Raw genomic sequence first — 22,985 nt, forward strand, 5'->3', positions numbered from 1 at the left:
GGCTAGTCCAAGTAATTGATTTTATTTAAAACTTACTTCACCTCAAAACCACTCTCCAATCGAATATCATCAGATGCAGCTCCGACCATTATTTTGAATTCACCTGACTCAACAACACGCTTCATTTGTCTGTTCCAAAGACTTAAGTCGTCAGGTGTTAAAGTAAGAGATACTTCTTTTGTTTCTCCTGCTTTAAGATTTACTCTATCAAATCCTCTTAACTGCATAATTGGAGTAGCAACAGAACTCACGACATCCTGAATATATAATTGAACTATCTCTGTACCATTAGTAGATGATGTATTTTTCACCTTAAAACTAACGGTAATATTTTCATCTTTATCAATTTCTTTATTTGATAATGATAGATCCGAATAGTCAAATGAACTGTAATTCAATCCATGACCAAAAGCAAAAAGTGGTGTACTCTTCTCATCCACATAGTGGTGTGATGATGATCTCTTGTGATTATAATATAAAGGTAATTGTCCTTCACTTCTAGGGAAAGTAATCGGTAGTTTTGCAGAAGGATTTACTTTTCCAGTGATAATATCTACTGTACCTTGTCCGCTTAACTCACCAGCATACCATGTTTCCAAAATAGCATCTGCCTGTTCAACTTCGTCGTTTAGCACTAATGGACGACCATTCTGAAGTACCAAAATAATTGGTGTTCCGGTAGCATGAACTGCCTCAATTAAACCTTTATGATAAGTGCTTATTTCTAGGCTTGTTTTATCAAGTCCTTCCCCTGATTCTTCAAGAGATTCTCCAACCACTACTACAGCAACATCAGCTTTTTTCGCTTCCTCAACAGCTTCTTCATACATTGAGAACTTACTTACTTCAAAATCAGGTTTTACTCTCCAGCGTAAGCCAATTCCATTTGAATCTACCAAGCCAGCATGTTCCATTCTAATTTTGTATTTCTGTCCTTTTTTAAGAGAAATTGTACGTGTACGAGTAAGATTCCATGATTCAGCATCCCAACAATCGATAAATAAAGAGTCATCTAAGAAAAGTCTACCATAATCATCGGCCACTAATGCAAAAGTATATTCACCATCATATTTAGGTACAATATAGCCTTCGTATTTTGTCGAATAATTTGATGCACTTACTCCAGCCGCGGGGCTTAAATTATGCCAATTGCGAATCAACTCAGAAGTTACTTCGGTAACTACCGCTTTACCAGTTAAATCAGGTGAATTAAAAAACTGTCTTGTTAAGCCACCTTGTTGACCATCAAAAGTATATAATACATCTGCATCGATGTGTTCAAAGGCATTCGCAGGAAGTTTTGGGTTCACAAATTTCACATCGTAATCAGTATTCTCAAATGCTTTTACAATGGATACACCTTCCACTTCTTTAGGAGAATAGCCTCCTAAATTTACTTCATCGGCCATTTTTCCAAGTACTGCGACTTTCTTTACTTCTTTACTTAATGGTAAAATTTGGTTCTTGTTTTGAAGCAGTACAATTGATTTATGTGCAGATTCTAAAGCCAATTCTTGATGTTCTTCACAGTGGTAACGTTGGTCTTTTAAACTCTCATCGATATATGGATTCTCAAACAATCCCAACCTGAATTTCACATACAATACACTTGCTACCGCTCGGTCTACATCGGCCATAGCTAAAGTTTTGTCTTCAATCGCTTCTCTGATAGATTGTGCAAAAACTTCATGAGAGTAATCATAAAATTGCATATCTAAACCAGCTTTGATAGAATTTGTAATGGCATCTTTTGGCGTTGCAGCTGTAAAATGACTATTCTGTTGTTTCGCAATGGCTCCTAAATCAGAAATTACCATTCCTTTGAAACCCCATTCGTCTCTTAGTAAATCATGTAATAACCATTTATCAGCAGCTGCAGGAATACCATCCCATTCATGATACGCTGCCATAGCTCCTAAAGCTTCTCCCTCTGTAAATGCTTTTTCGAAAACATATAAGAAATTGGTTCTTGCTTCTCTTTCTCCAATATACACAGGTGACGTATTGCTACCTCCTTCCGGAATACTGTGAATACCAAAATGCTTTGGTTCAGCTACAATAGCATCATCTTTCGTAAGATCATCGCCTTGCATACCTTTAATAATAGCCACTCCGTTTCTTGCCGCTAAATAAGGATCTTCTCCATAAGTTTCTTGCACACGGCCCCAGCGAGGTTCCCTGCCAATACCTAACACTGGTGAAAGCACCATATGTACACCTACGGATCTGGTTTCTCGAGCTACAGCATGACCGATTTTATTCATCAAAAGTGTATCCCACATACTCCCCATTCCGATAGGAACTGGAAATGCTGTCGATTTCTTCCCTTGATAGCCATGTAAAGCTTCTTCGATAAAGAGTACTGGAATACCTAAACGTGTTTTTTCTACAAAATATTTTTGTAATGAGTTAGATAGTTTGGCATTTTCAGGATAATAGTCGTGTACTGATCCAACACTTTTATCCCCTAATAGTACTTTTACTTTTTTCTTATCTAAAACACCATCAACAGAAATGTCGCCTCCCGAGTACATATCAAGCTGTTGGATTTTTTCGTCGAGGGTCATACGATTGACCAAATCATCTACTCTTTCGTTAATTGGTAGTTTTGCATTTTTGTATGCAGGGTTCTTATCATTTATTCCTGCGGACATAAGGAATAATGATAAAAATAGGATGAAGTACCTCATTTCATTTAGGTTTAATTACACACTGAGTAAGTGAGCTTTATTTAGAGTTAATTATGTGTATTCTCATCAAAATTGACTATTTGATGTTGATGATCAAAAGTAATTTGAACACTAATTATTTTTGATGACAGAAATTATCTTTCATTTTCTTTATACCTAAAAAACTATAATGAATTTGATAAGTTATACAGGTATTGAATTTTATTTACATTGTTACTTTTGTACCTTGTAAGTGATCAATACAAATGAATTAAAAACCATTCAATACAATTTTTATTTAAACTATAAATCAGATTATTTTTTATCAATCTTTCTCTATGATCTGATCCATTTAAACTTCAATTCATGAAAAAATTTAAACTATTGCTCCTTTCAGCTCTGATTATTTTTTCTTGGCAATCATCTTATGCACAAAAGAAGAAAAAGACTGTTAAAGCAAATCCACCAACTCTTGATACTCACCTATTTGATAGTCTCTCTTTTCGAAGCATCGGACCAGCATTTATGTCGGGTAGAATTGCCGATTTAGCCATCGACCCTACCAACGAAAATATATGGTATGTAGCAGTTGGTTCAGGTGGAGTATGGAAAACTGTCAATGCGGGAACCACGTTTGAGCCTATTTTTGATAACCAATCGGTATATTCGATAGGATGTGTGACTATTGACCCCAACTCCCCTAATACTATTTGGGTTGGTACGGGAGAAAATGTTGGCGGTAGACATGTTGCATTCGGCGATGGTATTTACAGAAGTCAAGACAGTGGAAAAACGTGGGATAATATGGGTTTGAAAAACTCAGAACACATTTCGAAAATTATTGTTCATCCAGATAATTCTGATGTTATCCTTGTCGCTTCACAAGGTCCCCTTTGGAGTGCCGGTGGAGACAGAGGATTTTTTAAATCTATAGATGGTGGTAAAACATGGACCAAGACACTAGGTGATGATGCTTTCACTGGAGTAACTGATATGGTTTCTGACCCTCGTAATCCGAATAGAATTTATGCGGTAACTTGGGAACATCATAGAACAGTGGCTGCTTGGATGGGAGGCGGCGAAAAATCTCGCCTCTATGTTTCTGATAATGCTGGTGATTCTTGGAAAATGCTTACGTCAGGTCTTCCTCAAGGAAAATGGGGTAAAACAGGATTGGCCATTTCTCCTCAAAATCCAGATGTATTATATGCTGTTATCGAATTGAACCGTAAAAAAGGCGGTGTTTGGAGATCAGAAAACAGAGGTGGCCATTGGACTAAAATGTCTGATGTAGTTTCTGGTGGTACGGGTCCTCATTATTATCAAGAAATCTATGCGTCTCCACATAAATTCGATCGTCTGTATTTCATGAATAATGCTTTGATGAAATCCGAAGATGGTGGTAAAACTTTCGAATATATGGACGAAACAGCTAAACATGGCGATAGTCATGCGATGGCATTCAAAGCGTCCGATCCTAATTACATTCTTGTGGGAACAGATGGAGGTGTTTACGAAAGTTTCGATTTGGGAAGTACATGGAGATATATGGAAAATATTCCAGTGACACAATTTTATAAAGTGGCCGTGGACGATACTTTCCCCTTCTATAATGTATATGGTGGCACTCAAGATAACAGTACAGAAGGTGGTCCATCGAGAACCATGAATCACCATGGTATTCGTAATGCCGATTGGAAAGTAGTCTTGAATTGGGATGGTCACCAACCCGCTACAGAACCTGGTAACCCAGATATTATGTATGGCCAACGTCAGCAAGGTACTTTATCAAGAATTGATTTGAAATCAGGAGAAGTCATTGATATTATGCCTCAACCGGCAGCCGACGAAAATTATGAGCGTTACAATTGGGATGCTCCAATTTTAGTATCTCCTCATCAGCCTTCAACCATCTATCATGCCTCTCAACGATTATGGAAATCGACTGATCGTGGTGATTCATGGACGGCTTTATCAGCAGATTTGACTAGAAATGAAGAACGAATTGCTTTGCCTATTATGGGTGGTGTACAAAGTTGGGATTCTCCTTGGGATATCTATGCAATGTCTAACTTCAGTACGATTACATCAATTGCTGTATCACCTAAAAATGAAAAAGTCATTGCAATAGGTACTGATGATGGTTTGATTCAGATTACTTCTGATGAAGGTCAGACTTGGAAGAAGATTGAGGCAAGCACTTTGGGGGTTCCTAAACGTTCGTACATAAATGATATTAAAGCCGATTTATTTGATGAAAATACTTTCTATGTAGCGTTAGATAACCACAAAGAAGGTGATTATCAACCGTACTTATTGAAGACGACAGATAAAGGAAATTCATGGTCGACGATTCAAAATGGTTTTGGTGATAAAAACCTGGTTTGGCGAATCGTTCAGGATCATGTATCAAAAGATCTTTTGTTTGCTGGTACCGAATTTGGTGTTTATTTCAGTAATAATTCGGGTGATTCATGGACAAAATTAAGTGGTGGAATTCCTACTATATCATTTAGAGATTTGGCTATTCAAAGAAGAGAAAATGATTTAGTAGCTGCCACATTTGGCCGTGGTTTCTATATTTTAGATGATTACACAGCCCTTCGTGATATCAATGAGCAACAAATCGAACAAACTGCTTCTTTGTTTGCTCCAAGAAAAGCTTGGTGGTACATTCAAAAATCAACTGTAGATTTTGATGATAAACGAGGTACTCAAGGTAGTCAGATGTACGTTGCCGATAATCCTGATTTCGGAGCCACTTTCACTTACTATTTGAAAGAATCCATCAAAAGCTTAGAGGAAATCAGAGTTGAATCAGAGGCGGTTGCCGGTACTCAATTCCCAGGTTGGGAAGCATTAGAGACAGAAAAAAGAGAGATGAAGCCGTTTGTCTATTTGGAAATCAAAGACCAAAACGGTAGCATCATTAATAGAGTGAAAGCCACTAATGCTAAAGGATTCCATAGAGTGACTTGGGATTTAAGAGTGGGCGGAACGGGTACAATCACTTTAGATGGAAATGAAGAACAATTGCATTCTTTCTTGGCCGCACCTGGAAAATATACTGCTTCTTTACACTCTTTCGAAAGTGGTAAAACCAATAAATTGACGGAGCCTGTGGAAGTAGTGGTCGAACGTCTTGGCGAAACGGCTTTAGAAGGTAAAAGTATGGACGAAGTAGTTGCATTCTGGAGAAAATATGAGCAACTGACTCGTGATGTCAACAAATTATCGATTCAGTTATCGAATACTCAAAAAGCGAGTGAGAAGCTATTTACGGCTACTTTAAATTCTTCTTTAAACGACAATATCATCGAACGTATTTCGAATGTGAAACTATCTTTGGATCAATTGGATTCTCAACTTTTTGGCAACCCTGCTAAAAATGAAGTTGGAGAAAAAAGTAAGACAACGATTGGTGAAAGACTTTTCGCTTTAAATAGAGGTATTTCGATGTCGACTTATGGTCCTACGCCTACTCATCTACAAACGGTAAAAATTATCGAAGATGAGATGAAAATGATCAATGAGAAATTGACTCCTTTAAAGAAGGAAGTCAAAGAAATTGGCATGATGGTGATGCAAGCGAATGGTGCTTGGATTGAGGGAATGGAATAAAAAAAACTGTATCAAAAGCCCCGGAATTCATTCCGGGGTTATTGATACAAGTAATTATTTTTGAGGTTTTGCAGAAGATTTCATCTCTAAAACTCCACCTTTAATATATTCAGACCAAGGAAGGAAAACACTTTCTAAACTTTCCCCATTCCATTCAGCCGATTTGATATATCTATTTTTAGTAGGATCACCTTTGATCTTGATCACCACTTCTTCCCCTTCATAAAACTGCTTATCTAAAGAAATTTTCACTTCTTCAAATTGCGGCATACTCAGTTGCAAGTTAGGATTTTCACCCGTTCCACCTGCAACATCAAATAGCCCGATACCTGCAAGAACATACCATGCCCCTAGCTGACCTTGGTCTTCGTCTTGTCCGTAACCATAACCGTGAGTTTCATCAGTACCATAGAATACATCACAAATTTCCCTCACCCAATATTGCGTCTTATAAGGTTGATCCGTAAAATTATACATCCATGCAATATGTAATGATGGCTGATTGCCGTGATTGTAGACATTCTCTAAACCAGCAAAAGCATCTACCGTTTCACCTCCACCAAACTTTGTAATAGCGGCTGTTTCAAAAACACCATCCAATCGTTCGATAAACTCTTGAGGTCCAATTTTCTGTGCCAATCCTTTCACATCATGGGGGACATAAAAAGTATATTGCCAAGCATTTCCCTCTTGAAAGCCTGTCCAAACTTTCTTAGGATCAAAGTCTTTTACGAACTGATGATCTTTTGTTTTTGGAGTGATAAATCCGATTTCCTCATTGAACAACTTCTCCCAACCTTTTGAATAATTGGCAAATAACTTCGCATCGTCAATGTGATGTAAACTTTTGGCCATTTTCATTGCCGCAGAAGCGGAGAAACTATACTCTAATGTGTGGGATGCCGAAAACTGAGAACCTTCTGCATTGGAAGCTGAATAATACTCGTTGTTTTGCGTTAATGGTACAAAACCTTCTTCAACAAACACTTTTGTATCGGCTTTACCAGCACCTAATGGACGGTTCATCCAACCCAATTCGTTTTTACGAACCGCTTGATACGCCAATTCATGATCGTACTGATCGATTCCTTTGTTATAAGCACTGGCAATCAATAACCCTGTGTAGTTTGTTCCTACTCCTGAAACAAATTTATTGGTAGCGACTCCATCAGCAAGCCATCCACCATCTTTGTAAATGTCTAACTGACATTGTACAAATTCATTGTAATAATCCGGATAAGCCAATGCCCAAAGTTGTGTAAGGTTCCAAAATGCACCCCAAACCGCATCCGTATTATAATGATTGTATTTTGGTTGATTAGTCGTTGCATCGATTTCAATTTGTCCTACTTCTCCATTAATTGAAGGGTACTGACCATTCACATCGCTACTTAAACCTCTACCCAAAAGTGCGTGATATAATCCCGTATAAAACTTAGTTTGATGTTCCTTTGATCCTCCTTTTACAGCAATCTTTCCTAACATCTCTCTCCATTTCGATTGGGCATTCTCTTTTGCATCATCAAATTGTAAGTCGATCGCTTCTGTTTCAAGGTTTAGTCTTGCATTCTCAATGGAAGTATAAGACTGACCAATTTTCACTTCGACCTGATACTCTTTATTTTCATCAAACGTTAAAGCTAGACCTGCACCTTGACCTAAAGCAGTTTTACATCCAAAGTGGATATCCTCCTTATTAAAAGATGCAATAGATGATGTCATCTTATCAATCTCTGCCACAAAATACATTTTCACATAAGCTCCAGGTTGATAATATTTTACATATCCTGGATGTGTGATGACATACCCTTCGATGGTTTTATCGTCAACCATTGTTACCGCTGCATCAACGACTTTGCCACTCTCGCCTTGTGTATTTCCTATATCAAAAAGTAAATGATTCTCGCCCTTAGGAAAACTATATCTGTGGAAAGAAACTCTTGGTGTTGAGGTGAGTTCAGCTTTGATATTGTAATCTTCTAACACCACACTATAGTATCCAGGCTGGGCGATTTCTTTTTCTTTTTTAAAGTTCGATCGATAACCTTTGTCAACTTCTTCTAGTTTCCCAGGAACAGTAATCAACTCTCCACTTGTGGGCATTAAAGAAATACCTCCCACTTGGAATTCATGGAAATTAACGAACCCTTCGATAGAAGTATGTGTTCCATCGTATCCGACAGCCTCCCAGCCCCATTTGTTTCCGTAAGAACCGTTCGTAGATGGAGCAGGTTTAGCCATACCAAACGGATTGGCGGCTGGCGTATAGAAAAACCATCTCGAATGTACTGTCCCGATATTTGGGTCCACTGCTTCCAATGGATCAATATATTGACCGAAAGCAGTGTACCCCAAACACATCAGGAGTAATAATTGTAGTTTTTTCATGGGTTTAGTCTTCATTTGCGTAATCTTGGAAAGCATCGATAGCATCTAATAACACACCTGCTGATCCTCTAAACATACCTGATCCTGTAGGTTGGTTATCGCGCGTATACCACTCATAGAATCCTTTGTTTTTAAGAACTCTATCAAACATTGGTTGTGCTTGCTCCCATGCTTCTTTTTCGTATCCATTTTCGATCAATGCAGAAATCATTCTAGCACCAAACCAAGTCCAATCGCCACCATTTTGGTAACCATATGGATGCATACCTGTGTTCTGGAAGAACCCTTCAGGATACACCGGGTACAATGTTAAACCAATAGAAGGTGCTCCAGAATCTTTCACATTCTTAATCATTTTCTCTAATGAAATCTTGATCTCTTTTTTCGTTAAGAATCCAGCTTGTATAGCCACTGCTGTACCACCATGATACATGATTTCGTTTTCATCAAAATCTTTTGGGAAAGGTGATCCATGTAAGTAGATATGTGGAATGTATTTTTGGTTTTTCTCATCCCAAAGGTGTGTTCTCACGTTATTCGTAATCTCATCTTTGATTTTTGTCCACTTCACCACATCAATTTGATGACCACACATTTCAATCATATTGTTTAATGCAATAACAAACATGGCATTATCGTAAATATCAATCGTTAGGTGAGAATTCTCGTCTAGCGCTACTCCCCATGGATGTTCTGGCTGAACATCACCCCAATCGGCAGTAGTCGCACCCCAAAGTAATCCATATTTCTCGTTATAACGTTCGTTCATCAAAAAGTCCATTGACATTACTAAACGTTCTGTGACTGATTTACCATCAATCACTTCATTTAATATTGAGCGATCGTTTGTAGCTTTGATGTATTTGTAAACCGTTTGTACTAGTGAAGTTTCATGATCTGTCTCTACCGTATTTTTATGGTAAGCAAGTGAAGGCTTTAACGCACTTTTTTTGTAATACGTTGAATCATAACCAGGTCTTACTTCAATAAATCCATCAGCAATATTTCCATCGGCTTCTTGAATATAAAAGAAGTTTAGGATGTTATCTTTAATGTCTTTTTGATCTAACACCTTTGCTGATTGCGTCACAAAAGTATTAAAATCTCTAATCCATATTTCTGCATATCCATCACCGGCATTAAAGCCAGAAGATATTAGTTTTAGACCCATTTTATTGATCTCATCAATTTGTTGGTCTTCTTTAATTGTGTTTTTTAATTCAGATGATTGGTCCGAACAGGACATCATCATACTGATAGCTACAATCGATAGTAATTTTTTCATTTTTAATTGATTTAGACAGTTTATATTTTTTGTGAGATAGGATCTTTAGTCCACATCTTTTGAATTTCTTCGAATGATTTTCCTTTCGTTTCAGGTATAAATTTCAATATGATATAAACGGCAGGAATACCGATTCCTCCGAAAATAAAGAAAGTAACTGCTGGACCAGCACTATCTAATAAAATCGGAAATACTTGTCCAACAATGGCATTGGCTACCCAAAGCATCATAGTACACACCGACATGGCTTTTGCTCTAAATTTAAGTGGGAAAATCTCTGATGCTACCACAAACTGTATAGGTCCTAATGAGAAGGCATAACAGGCAATAAATAATATGATTGTTCCTACAATACTATAGCCTGAATCCACTCCAAATTGAAACAACATTCCTGTAGTAAGCAAAGCAAATGTTACTCCCAAGGCTCCTAAAGTCAGCAAAGGTTTTCTTCCCCATCGATCGACAAATAGTATAGCAAAAATGGTAAATAACATGTTGACTATTCCGATACTCACTTGTCCACCTAAAGAATCGCCTAAACTTAAACCAGCCTCTGATAATATGCTTGGGCCATAATAAATGATGGCGTTGATTCCACATAATTGAGAGAACAACATAAGGAATACCGCAATACCCATAGGCTTTTTCAAATTGCCTTTTACAAGCTCGCTTAAACTCACTTTATTCGATTCATCATCAGTTAAAGTGGGCGATTCTATGCCTAGGCTATCTGATAATTCTCTTGCTTGTTCAGCTTCACCTCTAAGCATTAACCATTGAGGGCTTTTAGAAACGAATATCAATCCAATCAAGAAGATAAATGCAGGAATGACTTCTACGAAAAACATGGTTCTCCATAATCCATCACCTTCAATACCAGAGAATATTCCTTTAAAGTCTACTTCTCGAAACTGAATGAAACTGTTAGAGAAATAAGCCAATAATATCCCCATTGTAATACATAATTGATAAACAGTTACCAATCGACCTCTGTATTTTTTAGGAGAGATCTCACTAATGTATAATGGAGCCACCATAGAAGCTAAACCGATGGCAATACCACCAAGCATTCTATAGATAATTAATTCCGTAAATCCATTGGATATGGAACAACCTAATGCAGATAATAAAAAACCTATTGCCGATAGGATAAGCATGTTCTTACGACCAAACTTATCGCTTGCCAAGCCCGAAAAACTGACACCTAAAATAGAGCCCACCAAAGCGGAACTCACAAACCAACCTACTAAAGCGGGTTCGAGGGAGAAGTGTTTCGTTACATAGGGTATAGTTCCTGAGATTACTGCAGTGTCGAATCCAAATAACACTCCAGCAATAGCAGCAACTATTGTAGTATAAATAACTTTTCTGTTCATTTCTATTCTGTTCGTGTGCTGTTAGTTAGTAAAAAAGTAAATGGAGGTGGACGTTGCTCTGCAACGCCCGAATGTTATAAACAATCCTCCAAGTCAAGTAATAATTCTAAGTGCTTAGCACTCTTCCGATTTCACATAAGATTTTATCACTTTGACTCTCTTGCCAGAAGTGTTAATTAACTTATAGTGCTTACTTGCTGCTGGAACTACAAAAGTCTCAGCATAATTAATATCAAATGTTTTTTCGTTGGTCACGACTGTGATCGATTCACCTTCTACCAAACTCATTATATGACATTGGTTGTTTAACTCCACTTCTACAGATGAATCGAACTCAAAGCGATCCACAGCATAAAAATGCTCTTTGTGCGTTGAAAGGTTTACGATTTGATAATCCTCACCTTCTTCTGTTACTACCTGTTTAGAGATCAATTCCTCTTGCACTTTATCACCTTTACGGTCGAAGTACAAGTTTTCCATACCTCTTTCGATGTTCATTGGTCTTGGCTTTCCGTCCAAATCCAAACGTTGCCAATCGTACATTTTGAAAGTGAAAATATAGGGTGTTGAGCTAATTTCTAATACCATTCCGTTTTTACCAGAACAGTGGATGGTACCGTTTGGAATCAAGAACAAATCGTGCTTATTAGCCTTGTGCACTTGAACGTACTTTTCTACATCCATTTCTTCACCAGATTCCATTGCATGTGTTAATGCATTTTCAAATGCTTTAGGCTCAATGTCCTCTTGGAAACCAAGGTATACTTTCGCATCCTCTTCAGCATCAAGCATGTAATAGGTTTCATCTTGCGTAAACTTATGTCCAAAGTGTTCCTGCATGTAAGGTACTCTTGGGTGACATTGAACGGATAGATTACCTCCATCGTAAGTATCCAAGAAGTCGAAACGGATTGGGAATTCATAACCAAAACGGTTGGCAGCTTCACCCAATACATTATGATGATTGTGGAACATCAAGAAGTCGAAAGATACTTCCAATAAGTTTCCGTTTTGTTCGAAAACAATACCGTTTTCTGGAACGATTAATTCAAACGACCAAGCATAGTTCGGAACATCATCATTTAATCCGCCAATTTTATCTTTAATCCATTGTCCACCCCATGCGCCAGGCTCAAACCAAGGTCGAACTCTAAATGCATTTTGCGACATGTCTTCTAAACCTTTGCGAAAAGTATCACCATCCGTCCAAGTAATTTCGTTGCTTCTTTGTTCATCAACAATAAAGTCAATATCCTTAAGAATTTTCGATTTTTGATCGTTCAAAATCATCCAATCCACAAAGTACATACGCTTGTATTGAGGCTTTGGAGCTACAATTTCTCTTGCACCTAAGTTCAATACTCTTGATGCTCTAGAACGGAACTGAATCTCATTTTTTGGTACATCAAAATACACTAAAGTAGTATCGCTGTCCTGTAGTAAAGAAGCACCACTACCATAGATAATTACCAATTCACCTTCTTGATTCTTTAACTTATCCAACTTCTCTTGATCAAAGAAATCCACAAGGTTTTTATCGTATATTTTACCGAAAATTGGATCATCACCACCTAAATAAGGCGACACCAATTCTTCTATTTCTTTATCTGATTTTAAAGCTCCATCCAAGTTTATGAAAGTTGCTTTCTGAATACCTTCCGCTTTTAAAGCATCTAATAACTGAGAAGTAACGGCTTCCCAATCCACTCCTACAAAACCGTCCAAAAGAATTTTAGTATTTCCTTTGATTGATTGTGCTAAAGAAGCATATCCAATATTAATTTCGCCCTCTGTTAATTGATGAGAAGGATAGATATTGTATTGTCCTTTCTCCGTTCCTTCTACTTTTGAAGGCATCAAATATTGTTTCGTATTTCTTGTCATTTTGTTTGATATAGTTTTTGTAAAATGAATCGCAGCCCCAATCATAGAAGCTTCCTCTGTAGAAGGATAAGCAATTATTTCATTTATATTTAAATCTTTATTTAATGTATTTTCAAATCGTGATAAGGCTTTCGTGATGTTGCCTCCGATGATTAATTTAGAAGGGTTGAATGATGTGCGCCAAGGCAATAAAGTATTGGATAAATTCTGCCCAAATTCTTCGAAAAGATCATTTGATAATGCATCCTGAGATTCAGCTACCTCCTTTACTCCTTTTATTGATTCCCCTGTTTTTTTATTCCATTCATTTACGAACCATCTTGTAGAAATATAGTCCTCATTAATGCCCTCTTTGTAAGGCTGACAGTACAATAAACCATCTTTAGGAATATCATCTCCTGATGTTCTCAATTGTCCATTTTCTACAAAACCAGAACCATAACCGGTACCTAAAGTAATACCGATTACCTTATCGGTCTCCCAATTTTGTTGATAGACAGCTCCTAAAATAAAGGCATCAGCATCATTTAGGAAGACTACATTTTCAGCTGAAGGAAGACGTTGATGAAGTTTCTCATAGATAGCTAACTTAATGTTATATCCATATACAGAATCGTATTTACCGACGTTTTCCATTAAGCAGATACCTTTGTTGTAATCAAATGGACCGGGCATGGCAACGCTTACCCCAGAAATTTTAATATCATTACATTTTTCTAAGGAAGTGGCTAAAGCGTTTAACCAAGTAGCTAGAATTTCATCAGCAGTTCCTTGACTATTCACTGTTGAATGAAATATAGTATTTTCTACAATAGATTTTTGTTCCACATTAACGACTGAAGACGTAATGTGACTCCCGCCGATATCAGCAGTAAGTATATAGGTTGTTTCGTTGTTAGCGTCTAGTCTCATTTAATAAGTAATTTCAGTTCATTTAATGTAAGTGTTGCGGCAGTTATCGGTTAATCTCGATCTGATAGGTAAAACGATCTCCTCGATAGTAACCGTGATTAATTTCCATTACTCTACCACCTGGATCAGCCACTGCTCTTTTTCTAAATAAAACAGGCGACCCTTCTTCTACTTTTAAATCTATGGCCAATTGTTTGTCTGCCAACATAGCCAATAATTCTTCTGAAGATTTAGTAAGAATGATATTCGATCTTTCCTCTATAATATCATACAAAGGTTTCTCGAATGTTTCGTTCTCGTCAAAATCAATTTTTGGATGGAACCATGAAACAAAGTGCACAAATGGCATGTCCTTGTCGCCTCTAATTCTTTCCAATTTCATGATTTCCTTTCCTTCTTCTATTGAAAGTAATAAAGCCAATTCTTCGGTTGCTTTCACTTTAGTTAATTGGACTTTATAGTTTTTAAAAGGAATTCCTTTATTATTCATTTCTTGAGTGAAACTATGCCACTCCGATAACTTCGTTTGAATTTTCTTTTCAGCTACGGTTGTTCCTACTCCCTTCTTTCTTATCAATAATCCTTCTGTCACCAACGTATTGATGGCCTGTCTTACAGTATTTCTAGAAACACCAAGACGATTACTGATATCTACTTCTTTAGGAAATAGTTTTCCATTGTCATACTCTCCTGTATCGATTAAATCTCTCAATACATTTTCTATTTGCTTATGAAGTGGTAATGCTGAGTTATGGTTTATTGTTATGTTCATATATTATGTTTATATGTTTGAACATAACAAATGTGCTCATTTATTATTGTATTATCAACACTCATAACAAAGTTTTTATTTAGGTTAACCTTTGTTAGCTAATTTTTTATTTTTCAATAGAGAAATAAATAACAGTCCCATCCTCTTCATTAGAAGTCACATTAATTTTCCCACCTTTCATGCTAATAAGCTTGTGTATTAGAGACAAATCTTTCTTGATTTTTTTATCGTTTTTCTGATTTAAGATTTTACAAATAAAAGGATCAAAAATATTTTTTAGATGATCTTTTTCAATGGTCAATTTTTTTACCTTCAACTCAAATTCATAGTTGAAGTAGTTTTCAAGAATCGTTAAATCAAAATCAAGTACTTTTTTGTTGGAGTAACCAATAAAGAAGCTAACCAATTGATGAAAAATTTCTATTATACTTTTCTGATCAATTACCAGATGTTCTAGATTAGAATGAATATTAATGGTATATATGTTAGAATATTGGGATAAGAAATCGTTAAAGTCCCTAGTTAAATCTTTGAGGCAATAGATTACAAAGTTCTCTTTTCTTTTTACAATTTCATCGTACTTTTCAAAGTCCTTCATTAAATCCTGAAGGATATCAATTTCTCTCGATATTCTTTTTAAGTAGCTTTCTATCTGTGGGTCGGGTTGTTTTAAAAGAGCTAAGTTGATAATACTATTCATACTAAGAACAGGTCCATTCATATTCTGAGTAGAAATCTGAATGAAGTCTTTTAAGTGTTCTGAATATTTAGTCAGTTCCTGATTATTTTTTTCTATCTGAAGTGTTCTTTTCCTTAATTCTAAAAGTCGGACCACTTGATGTGTTAATATCTTCAGACTTTCTTTTTGATAATCGTTGAGTTCTTTGGGTTGATCATCAATTACACATAATGTACCCAATGCATTTCCTTCTTCGGTAACTAAAGGGATTCCAGCATAAAAAGTAACATGAGGGGCTCCTGTAACTAGAGGATTGTCGGCAAACCTTTCGTCCAATCGAGCATCGCTTACTTCCAACATTTTACCTGGATCTAAGATTGCATGACCACAAAATGAAACATCTCTTGGTGTTTCAGCGGCATCAATACCAAATTTAGATTTAAACCACTGTCGTTCTCGATCTACAAGACTTACCACTGATATTTTTGTTTGACATATTTGTGCAGCCATTTGAGTGATATAATCAAAATCAATATCATTTAGAGTATCCAAAACATTGTAGGAATACAAATCTTTAATTCTTTGAAACTCGTTCTCTGGCTTTTTTGGTGTCTTCATTTAAACAAATAATATCAATAAAAATATAAAAAAAAGACTTCTACACCGAAGTATAAAAGCCTTTTTATTTAAATTCTTTAAATATTACCAATCAGAATCAAAATCATCAAAACCACCCCAATCACTATCACTATCTCCACCGAAATCGAACCAGCTTCCTGAATCTTCCGTACTTTCAAAACCAGTATCGTTTGATTCAAAATCGTCTGATGAGTAATCTTCACTTTCAGTTTCAAGGTCGTGATAATCTGTCTCCACCTCATCATTAAAATAATCCGAAGAAGTATCTACTTCATCGAAGAAACCTAATTCTTCTCCCATGTCCGATTCCAAGTGAGTTTCATACATGGTAATATTATTTGTATGACTCATATTCGACCATAACATGCTGTAGAAAAGGAAATCCGAGAAACCATAATAACCATAATGAACTCCATATTGTCCGAAGGATTGATCGTATCGAATATCTGATTCTTCTTGTACCTTATTTTTAGGTACAACCACCTTCGTTTTTGTTTTGGTAATGACATCATCTACTTTCATCAATTTGATGATGGCCATTTTAATTTCGTTCAAAAACTGCTCAAATTCATATTGTTTAGAAGCCTTAAACTTATTATAAGCTTCTTGATCTTTGAAAATATCAGACATTTCTGATTCTACAGCCGCACGATCTTTATCCGATTTTTTAAACTGATTTAATAAACCGGTCACCTTCATTTCAATAGGATACTCTCCTACTTTATGTGTGCGGTTAATATCAATTTCTAATAAATATTTAAAAGTAGTATCGTCATGTTCCATTACCATCACCAGCTTCTCGTAGTGTGTTGACATGGAATGATCAATTTCTAAATCGTATTTATCAAATGCTTCTTTGAGATCTCCTTCTTTTCCATATTTATCTAGGTAAAAATCGATACCATCGTGTGATAATCGAACAATATTATCAATACCTAAATGAATTAATACATCATTTAACTGTTGAAGGATAGATACAGCTGTAAACGTTTCTTTTTCTACTTGATCAGAAACATTTCCTAAGGTCAAATAATAAAAAACTCTTTTAAATGCTTTTGTTGGTTTAACTTTCTCAATATGCGTCAATTGAGATGGGTCAATGGATATTGTTCCTTCGAAATACATATATAATTTAGTTTAATCTAGGTCAATGTTTCAATTGCAACATCAAATTACTATTTAATTTAATAAAATAAAAAAGCGTTCTGAAATTGAAAAATATCAATGGTTTAGATCAATTATTATTAATTTATCAATCAAATATTAAATTCTTTGATAATATCGCCGTATATTGTGAGAATTAATTCCAAACCACAAAGCGATTGTGGGATAACTAACAATAACTTATAAAGAAGATGATACTTTCCACAGAGAAGAAGAACAATGTGCTAAAAGATTTGGCGATGTTGATTGAAGATCATGCTTCATCGATTATCGAGGCCAACAAGTTGGATTTAGAAAAGGCAGGTGACCTTGACCCCACTTTGGTGGATCGTCTAAAAGTGGATGACAAAAAAGTGAAGGGTATGGTAGGTTCTGTAGCTGAAGTTTTAGGTTTGGAAGACCCCGAGGGGAAAGTATTAAGTGCTTACGAACACCCCAATGGCATGACCGTAGAAAATCGTGTTGTTCCTTTTGGTCGTATTCTTATTATTTACGAATCGCGTCCTGATGTGACTATCGAAGCTGCTGTAAGTGCTTTTAAATCTGGAAACAAGATCTTATTAAAAGGTGGTAAGGAAGCTAGAAATTCGAATCTAGTTTTGGTTGACCTTTGGAAAAAAGCATTAAAATCTAATGATGTAAGTGAAGACTATGTGGAGTATTTAGACATAGATCGTGCTGCTACACAAAAAATGCTTTCGGAAAATACATATCAATTGGACTTAATTATCCCGAGAGGTGGTGAAGGTCTGATTAATTATATCAAACAAACGACAAACGTTCCTTTAATGATTAGTGGACGTGGAAATAACTTTATTTATATCCATAAGGATGTAGATTTGGATATGGCCATCGATATTGTCTTAAATGGTAAAAGTCGTTTGAGTGTTTGTAACGCCATCGACAAAGTATTGTTCGATCAAGAGATTCCTCAATTAGCTGATAAAGTAGCTCAGTTAGCTCAAAAAGCAATCGATTTTGGTTTAGAAGTATTAGGTGATGATCAAGTAACATCTTTCACTACTTTAGCTCAAAAAGCCGATGTAGATGAATTAATGCCAGAGGAATTTTTATCGGAGAAAATCTTATTTACCGTAACTCCTGATAAAGCATCGGCAGTAAACACCATCAACAAATATTCTGGTGGGCACTCTGCTGTGATTATCTCTAATGATAAAGAAATTGCCACTGCTTTCCAATATGAAGTAGATTGTGCAGCAGTTTATCACAATGCTTCATCGAGGTTTACAGATGGTGGACAGTTTGGCTTTGGTGCTGAGATTGCCATTAGTACACAAAAGTTACACTTTAGAGGACCTGTTGGATTGGCTCAGCTCGTATCTAATAAATGGTTTATTTCGGGTAACGGTCAAACACGTAATTAAAATGAAACCAAGAATTGTAGTGAAAATTGGCACCTCCACTTTAACAGCGGGTACCAAACTTATTTCACGAGGTAAAATAGAAAATATTGGTCGACAAATTCTTGCTTTAAGAGATCGATACGATATCATTTTGGTTTCTTCGGGAGCTGTGGCAACTGCTAAACAGTTCATCAATATTAATGGGTTAAAAAATAATATGGTGCACTCTAAGCAGGCACTATCAGCCATTGGTCAGCCTAAACTTTTACAGATCTATGCAGAATGTTTTGGCGATTTTGACCTTAAAGTTGCTCAATGTTTAATGACCTACAAAGATTTTGATAACGAAGAATCAAGAAAGAATACAAGAAACACAGTAGATGAGTTATTGAATCACGGTTTCATTCCCATTTTTAATGAAAATGATACAGTAGCCGTAGAAGAATTGATCTTAGGTGATAATGATAAATTATCTGCCTTAGTAGCTTCTTTGGTAGATGCCAATCTTCTCATCATCGCATCAGATATTGAAGGGCTATTTACTAAAAACCCCAATTTACATGATGATGCAGAACTGATTCCTGTAGTGAATGATCTATCGAATATAGATCAATTCATAGAAGAAAGAGAAAACGGTCTGGGTACTGGAGGAATGACTTCTAAAATTAGTGCCGCCAAGATCTGCTTCGAGAAAGGGATTGAAGTATATCTAGTTAATGGTGCTAGATCAAACTTTATAGAAAGAAGTTTGAATGAAGAAATACGATTTACGAGGTTTTCGCCTCAATAATTATAAGAAAGGACGTTGCAAAGCAACGTCCTTTCTTATAATACTAAAACTATTAATAACTCACACAAAACGAGAAGTAATAACTCCCCGCTTTATATATTACATCTGAAATAAATCATGATATACAACCTCAAGAACTCTTATATACACATCAACAATCTGCGAGTTCTTGGTGATTAGTTAATTTCTAATACCCTAGTAAATAGGCAAAAATCAAAGGGGCCACAATAGTAGCATCTGACTCTACAATATACTTCGGTGTATCAGCGTCCAATTTTCCCCAAGTGATTTTCTCATTAGGGACTGCTCCTGAATACGAACCATAACTGGTTGTTGAATCTGAAATCTGACAGAAATAACTCCAAAATGGTGTTTCCGGTCTTTCTAAATCCTGATACAACATTGGTACTACACATATTGGAAAGTCGCCTGCAATTCCTCCTCCGATTTGGAAGAATCCAATACCATTTCCTTGTGTATTTTCAGTATACCAATCAGCCAACCAAGTCATGTATTCAATTCCTGACTTTACTGTAGACGTTTTCAGTTCACCTTTTATACAGTAAGAAGCAAAGATGTTCCCCATAGTCGAATCTTCCCATCCTGGGACCACAATAGGTAGGTTCTTTTCGGCCGCAGCCAACAACCAACTGTTTTTAGGATCGATCTGATAATATTGTTCCAACTCCCCAGAAAGCAACATTTTATACATGTACTCATGTGGGAAATATCTTTCTCCGTTTTCTTCTGCAGTTTTCCAGATTTTATAGATATGATCTTGTAATCTTCTAAAAGCTTCTTCTTCTGGAATACAAGTATCCGTTACTCTGTTTAGACCATTATCCAACAATTCTCTTTCTTGTTGAGGTGTTAAGTCTCTGTATTCTGGAATTCGTTTATAAAATGAATGTGCTACCAAGTTCATCACATCTTCTTCCAAGTTGGCACCTGTACAAGAGATAATCTGTATCTTATCTTGACGAATCATTTCTGCTAATGATTTCCCCAATTCTGCAGTACTCATTGCCCCTGCAAGAGTAACCATCATTTTATTTCCTGCTACTAATTGTGCTTCATATCCTTTAGCGGCATCCACTAAGCTAGCAGCATTGAAATGCTTAAAATGCTCTAGCATAAACTGAGTGATAGCTCCTTTATTTTCCATAATATTTATATGATAATAGTTTGTAGTACAATTTTGAAACTAAGAATCCTGGTCCGTGTAATCCTTCAATAGGTGCAAATTCTACGATATCAAAGCCGACCACATTCTTTTTTGTAAAAACTTTTTTGAGATAAATGATTAAAGTATTCCAATCAAAACCACCTGGTTCTGGTGTACCTGTCGCTGGCATAATACCTGGATCAAATGCATCCAAATCAATAGTGAGATAAACATCATCTGTCATCTGATCGATCGACTTATCCATCCAATCATACTTACCATAAATATCTTCGGCGAAGTAACACTTATCGTAATTCATATGTTCCTTCTCAGACACATCCATACTTCTAATACCTACTTGTATTAAGTTGGTCGATTTAGAAGCACGATACAAAGCACAAGCATGGTTAAATTCTGAACCTAGATAACTTGGTCGAAGATCGGCGTGTGCATCAATTTGAAGTACAGTAAGATTTTCGTATTTCTCTTTGAAAGCATCAATTACTCCAATACTAATGGAATGTTCCCCTCCAAAAAAAGTGAGGTATTTTCCTGAATCAAGGAGATCTTTTGTCTTCTTATACACTTCTTGATACACTTTTTCAGGACTTGAATTTTCATCAATTTCAGGAAGAACATATACTCCTTTTTTATAGACTTCAGAATCTGTTTCGATATCATAAAGTTCCATGTTTTCAGAAGCTTCTATGAAAGTTGCCAAACCTTTATCTGCCCCTTTTCCCCAAGTACTTGTTCCATCGTATGGGATGGGCTGAAGTAAAATATTTGCATTACTATATGCTGAATACTTTTCTTCTAAACCTGCGAAAATGTATGGATTACTCATTGTAGCCTAAGATTTTAAACATTTCATCAACTGATTGCTCTTCGCGATACACCATATCTACGATATTACCCATTTCGTCTCTATCAATGATTACATGTTTAGGAGATGGGATCAAGCAATGTTTAATACCACCATATCCACTAACGGAATCTTGATAAGCACCTGTATGGAAGAAACCTATATATAAAGGTTCTTTATCTTTCTTTCGATCATATAATGGCAGAAGAACTTCTTGGTTTAAATCTTCTGAATTATAATAATCAGAGTGATCACAGCTAATACCTCCAATGTTTACACGACCGTATTCATTTTGCCATTTATTAACGGGTAATAGAATAAACTTTTCTTGTATTGACCAAGCATCTGGGATGGTATTCATTAAACTGTTATCGATGATATACCAAGTCTCATTATCATTTTGTTGCTTCTTTTCTAAGACTTCAAAGATGATTGCTCCAGCTTCTCCAACGGTGTACTTACCAAACTCTGTAAAGATATCAGGCTCAGGAATCTTTTGTTCATCACAAACACTTTTAATATTGCTCACAATCTCATTGATCATGTACTCATAATTGTATTCAAAACCCAAATTGTTACGAATTGGAAAACCTCCACCTAGATTAAGAGAGTCCAAAGATTTACTCTCTTTTTTTAATGCCACATACAACTTCAACGCTTTTTGAAATTCCCCCCAATAATATGGTTTGTCCTTTATTCCTGAATCAACAAAGAAATGGAACATTTTAAATTCATATTTTGGATTATCATGTATGTGATTTTTATAAAATTCTAAAATCTCTTTATGAGGAATTCCCAATCTTGATGTATAATAAGCAGACTGTGCTTCTTCGTTTATTGACATCCTCACACCAATTTTTATGACATGTTTTGTCCTTATTTTTGATAAACGATGAAACTCATTGATACTATCTAAAATAATAATAGAGTTTTCAAAACCTGCTTTTTGTAAATCAACGATCTTTCTTAGATAATCGTCGGTTTTATATCCATTATGAATAATTTTGATATCCGTAGTAATCTTTCCTTTTTTGAAAAGTGATAATATCAAATCAATATCAAAAGATGATGAGGTCTCTAGGTTCACATTATGTTTGATGGCCTCATTGACAACATGATAAAAGTGATTACATTTTGTACAATAACAAAAGTTATAACTTCCTTTGTATGCATTGTTTTTGATGACCCTATTGAACAAATTTCTAGCCTTTTTGATCTGATCACCAATTTTCGGCAAATAAATAAATCTAAAAGGTGTTCCATGTTTCTCTATAAGGTGTTTTAAAGAAACTCCATGAAATGTCAAAGAGTTATCTCTTAAATCAAAACCTTCTTGAGGAAAGTAGAAACTCTGCTCAATTAAATCAAAATAAGTGTTCTTCATTTTAACAAATAATGGTTGAGATGATGTT

14 protein-coding genes are annotated in these 22,985 nt (G+C 35.9%); 3 read left to right on the top strand and 11 right to left on the bottom strand.

All coding sequences use genetic code 11. The features are described 5' to 3' along the window. Positions 1–32 precede the first annotated feature (32 nt). The gene (locus MY04_RS24460; protein WP_084006116.1) at positions 33–2,690 is read right to left on the bottom strand and encodes a glycoside hydrolase family 3 N-terminal domain-containing protein; all 2,658 of its coding nucleotides are present in this window, start codon (positions 2,688–2,690) and stop codon (positions 33–35) included. Positions 2,691–3,035: 345 nt separating this feature from the next. Here MY04_RS24460 and MY04_RS24465 point away from each other — a divergent pair, with 345 nt between their 5' ends. Beyond that, the gene (locus MY04_RS24465; RefSeq protein WP_066215212.1) at positions 3,036–6,290 is read left to right on the top strand and encodes a WD40/YVTN/BNR-like repeat-containing protein; all 3,255 of its coding nucleotides are present in this window, start codon (positions 3,036–3,038) and stop codon (positions 6,288–6,290) included. A gap of 54 nt (positions 6,291–6,344) precedes the next feature. On the opposite strand, the gene MY04_RS24470 is transcribed toward MY04_RS24465, so the two are convergent. The 7 genes from MY04_RS24470 to MY04_RS24500 all read right to left on the bottom strand — a co-directional run bounded on the left by MY04_RS24470 (position 6,345) and on the right by MY04_RS24500 (position 17,350). Further along, complete coding sequence (locus MY04_RS24470; protein WP_066215214.1) at positions 6,345–8,678, bottom strand: GH92 family glycosyl hydrolase; 2,334 nt, start codon at positions 8,676–8,678, stop codon at positions 6,345–6,347. Between the two features lie 4 nt (positions 8,679–8,682). Then, a complete protein-coding gene (locus tag MY04_RS24475; RefSeq protein ID WP_066215215.1) occupies positions 8,683–9,963 on the bottom strand; it encodes a GH36-type glycosyl hydrolase domain-containing protein in 1,281 nt (426 codons plus the stop codon). A 20-nt stretch (positions 9,964–9,983) separates the two neighbouring features. Then, positions 9,984–11,339 carry a sugar porter family MFS transporter gene (locus tag MY04_RS24480; RefSeq protein ID WP_066215216.1) on the bottom strand — a complete coding sequence of 452 codons (1,356 nt, stop codon included), beginning with the start codon at positions 11,337–11,339 and terminating at the stop codon, positions 9,984–9,986. Between the two features lie 114 nt (positions 11,340–11,453). Then, the gene (locus MY04_RS24485; protein WP_066215218.1) at positions 11,454–14,135 is read right to left on the bottom strand and encodes an ROK family protein; all 2,682 of its coding nucleotides are present in this window, start codon (positions 14,133–14,135) and stop codon (positions 11,454–11,456) included. Positions 14,136–14,178: 43 nt separating this feature from the next. Continuing rightward, complete coding sequence (locus MY04_RS24490) at positions 14,179–14,907, bottom strand: GntR family transcriptional regulator (protein ID WP_066215221.1); 729 nt, start codon at positions 14,905–14,907, stop codon at positions 14,179–14,181. A 106-nt stretch (positions 14,908–15,013) separates the two neighbouring features. Beyond that, positions 15,014–16,204 carry a GAF domain-containing sensor histidine kinase gene (locus MY04_RS24495; protein ID WP_066215222.1) on the bottom strand — a complete coding sequence of 397 codons (1,191 nt, stop codon included), beginning with the start codon at positions 16,202–16,204 and terminating at the stop codon, positions 15,014–15,016. A gap of 84 nt (positions 16,205–16,288) precedes the next feature. Continuing rightward, positions 16,289–17,350, bottom strand: coding sequence for a hypothetical protein (locus tag MY04_RS24500; RefSeq protein WP_066215223.1), 1,062 nt, complete (start codon positions 17,348–17,350; stop codon positions 16,289–16,291). A gap of 230 nt (positions 17,351–17,580) precedes the next feature. Between MY04_RS24500 and MY04_RS24505 the strand changes: the two genes are divergently transcribed. Together MY04_RS24505 and proB are read left to right on the top strand one after the other, a co-directional pair. Next, positions 17,581–18,774, top strand: a complete 1,194-nt coding sequence (locus MY04_RS24505) for a glutamate-5-semialdehyde dehydrogenase (RefSeq protein WP_066215225.1) — start codon at positions 17,581–17,583, stop codon at positions 18,772–18,774. A gap of 1 nt (position 18,775) precedes the next feature. Next, positions 18,776–19,543, top strand: coding sequence for a glutamate 5-kinase (gene proB / locus MY04_RS24510; protein WP_066215227.1), 768 nt, complete (start codon positions 18,776–18,778; stop codon positions 19,541–19,543). A gap of 187 nt (positions 19,544–19,730) precedes the next feature. On the opposite strand, the gene MY04_RS24515 is transcribed toward proB, so the two are convergent. The 3 genes from MY04_RS24515 to MY04_RS24525 are packed head-to-tail and all read right to left on the bottom strand — an operon-like array spanning position 19,731 to position 22,957. Next, positions 19,731–20,708, bottom strand: a complete 978-nt coding sequence (locus MY04_RS24515) for a deoxyhypusine synthase family protein (protein ID WP_066215229.1) — start codon at positions 20,706–20,708, stop codon at positions 19,731–19,733. Next, positions 20,698–21,555: an agmatinase gene (speB, locus tag MY04_RS24520; RefSeq protein ID WP_066215231.1), complete on the bottom strand. Its 858-nt coding sequence runs from the start codon at positions 21,553–21,555 to the stop codon at positions 20,698–20,700. The genes MY04_RS24515 and speB overlap by 11 nt, the downstream gene beginning before the upstream one ends. Continuing rightward, positions 21,548–22,957 carry an arginine decarboxylase gene (locus MY04_RS24525; protein WP_066215232.1) on the bottom strand — a complete coding sequence of 470 codons (1,410 nt, stop codon included), beginning with the start codon at positions 22,955–22,957 and terminating at the stop codon, positions 21,548–21,550. The genes speB and MY04_RS24525 overlap by 8 nt, the downstream gene beginning before the upstream one ends. Between the last annotated feature and the right edge of the window lie 28 nt (positions 22,958–22,985).

The organism is Flammeovirga sp. MY04 (assembly GCF_001682195.2).
Classification (GTDB): domain Bacteria; phylum Bacteroidota; class Bacteroidia; order Cytophagales; family Flammeovirgaceae; genus Flammeovirga; species Flammeovirga yaeyamensis.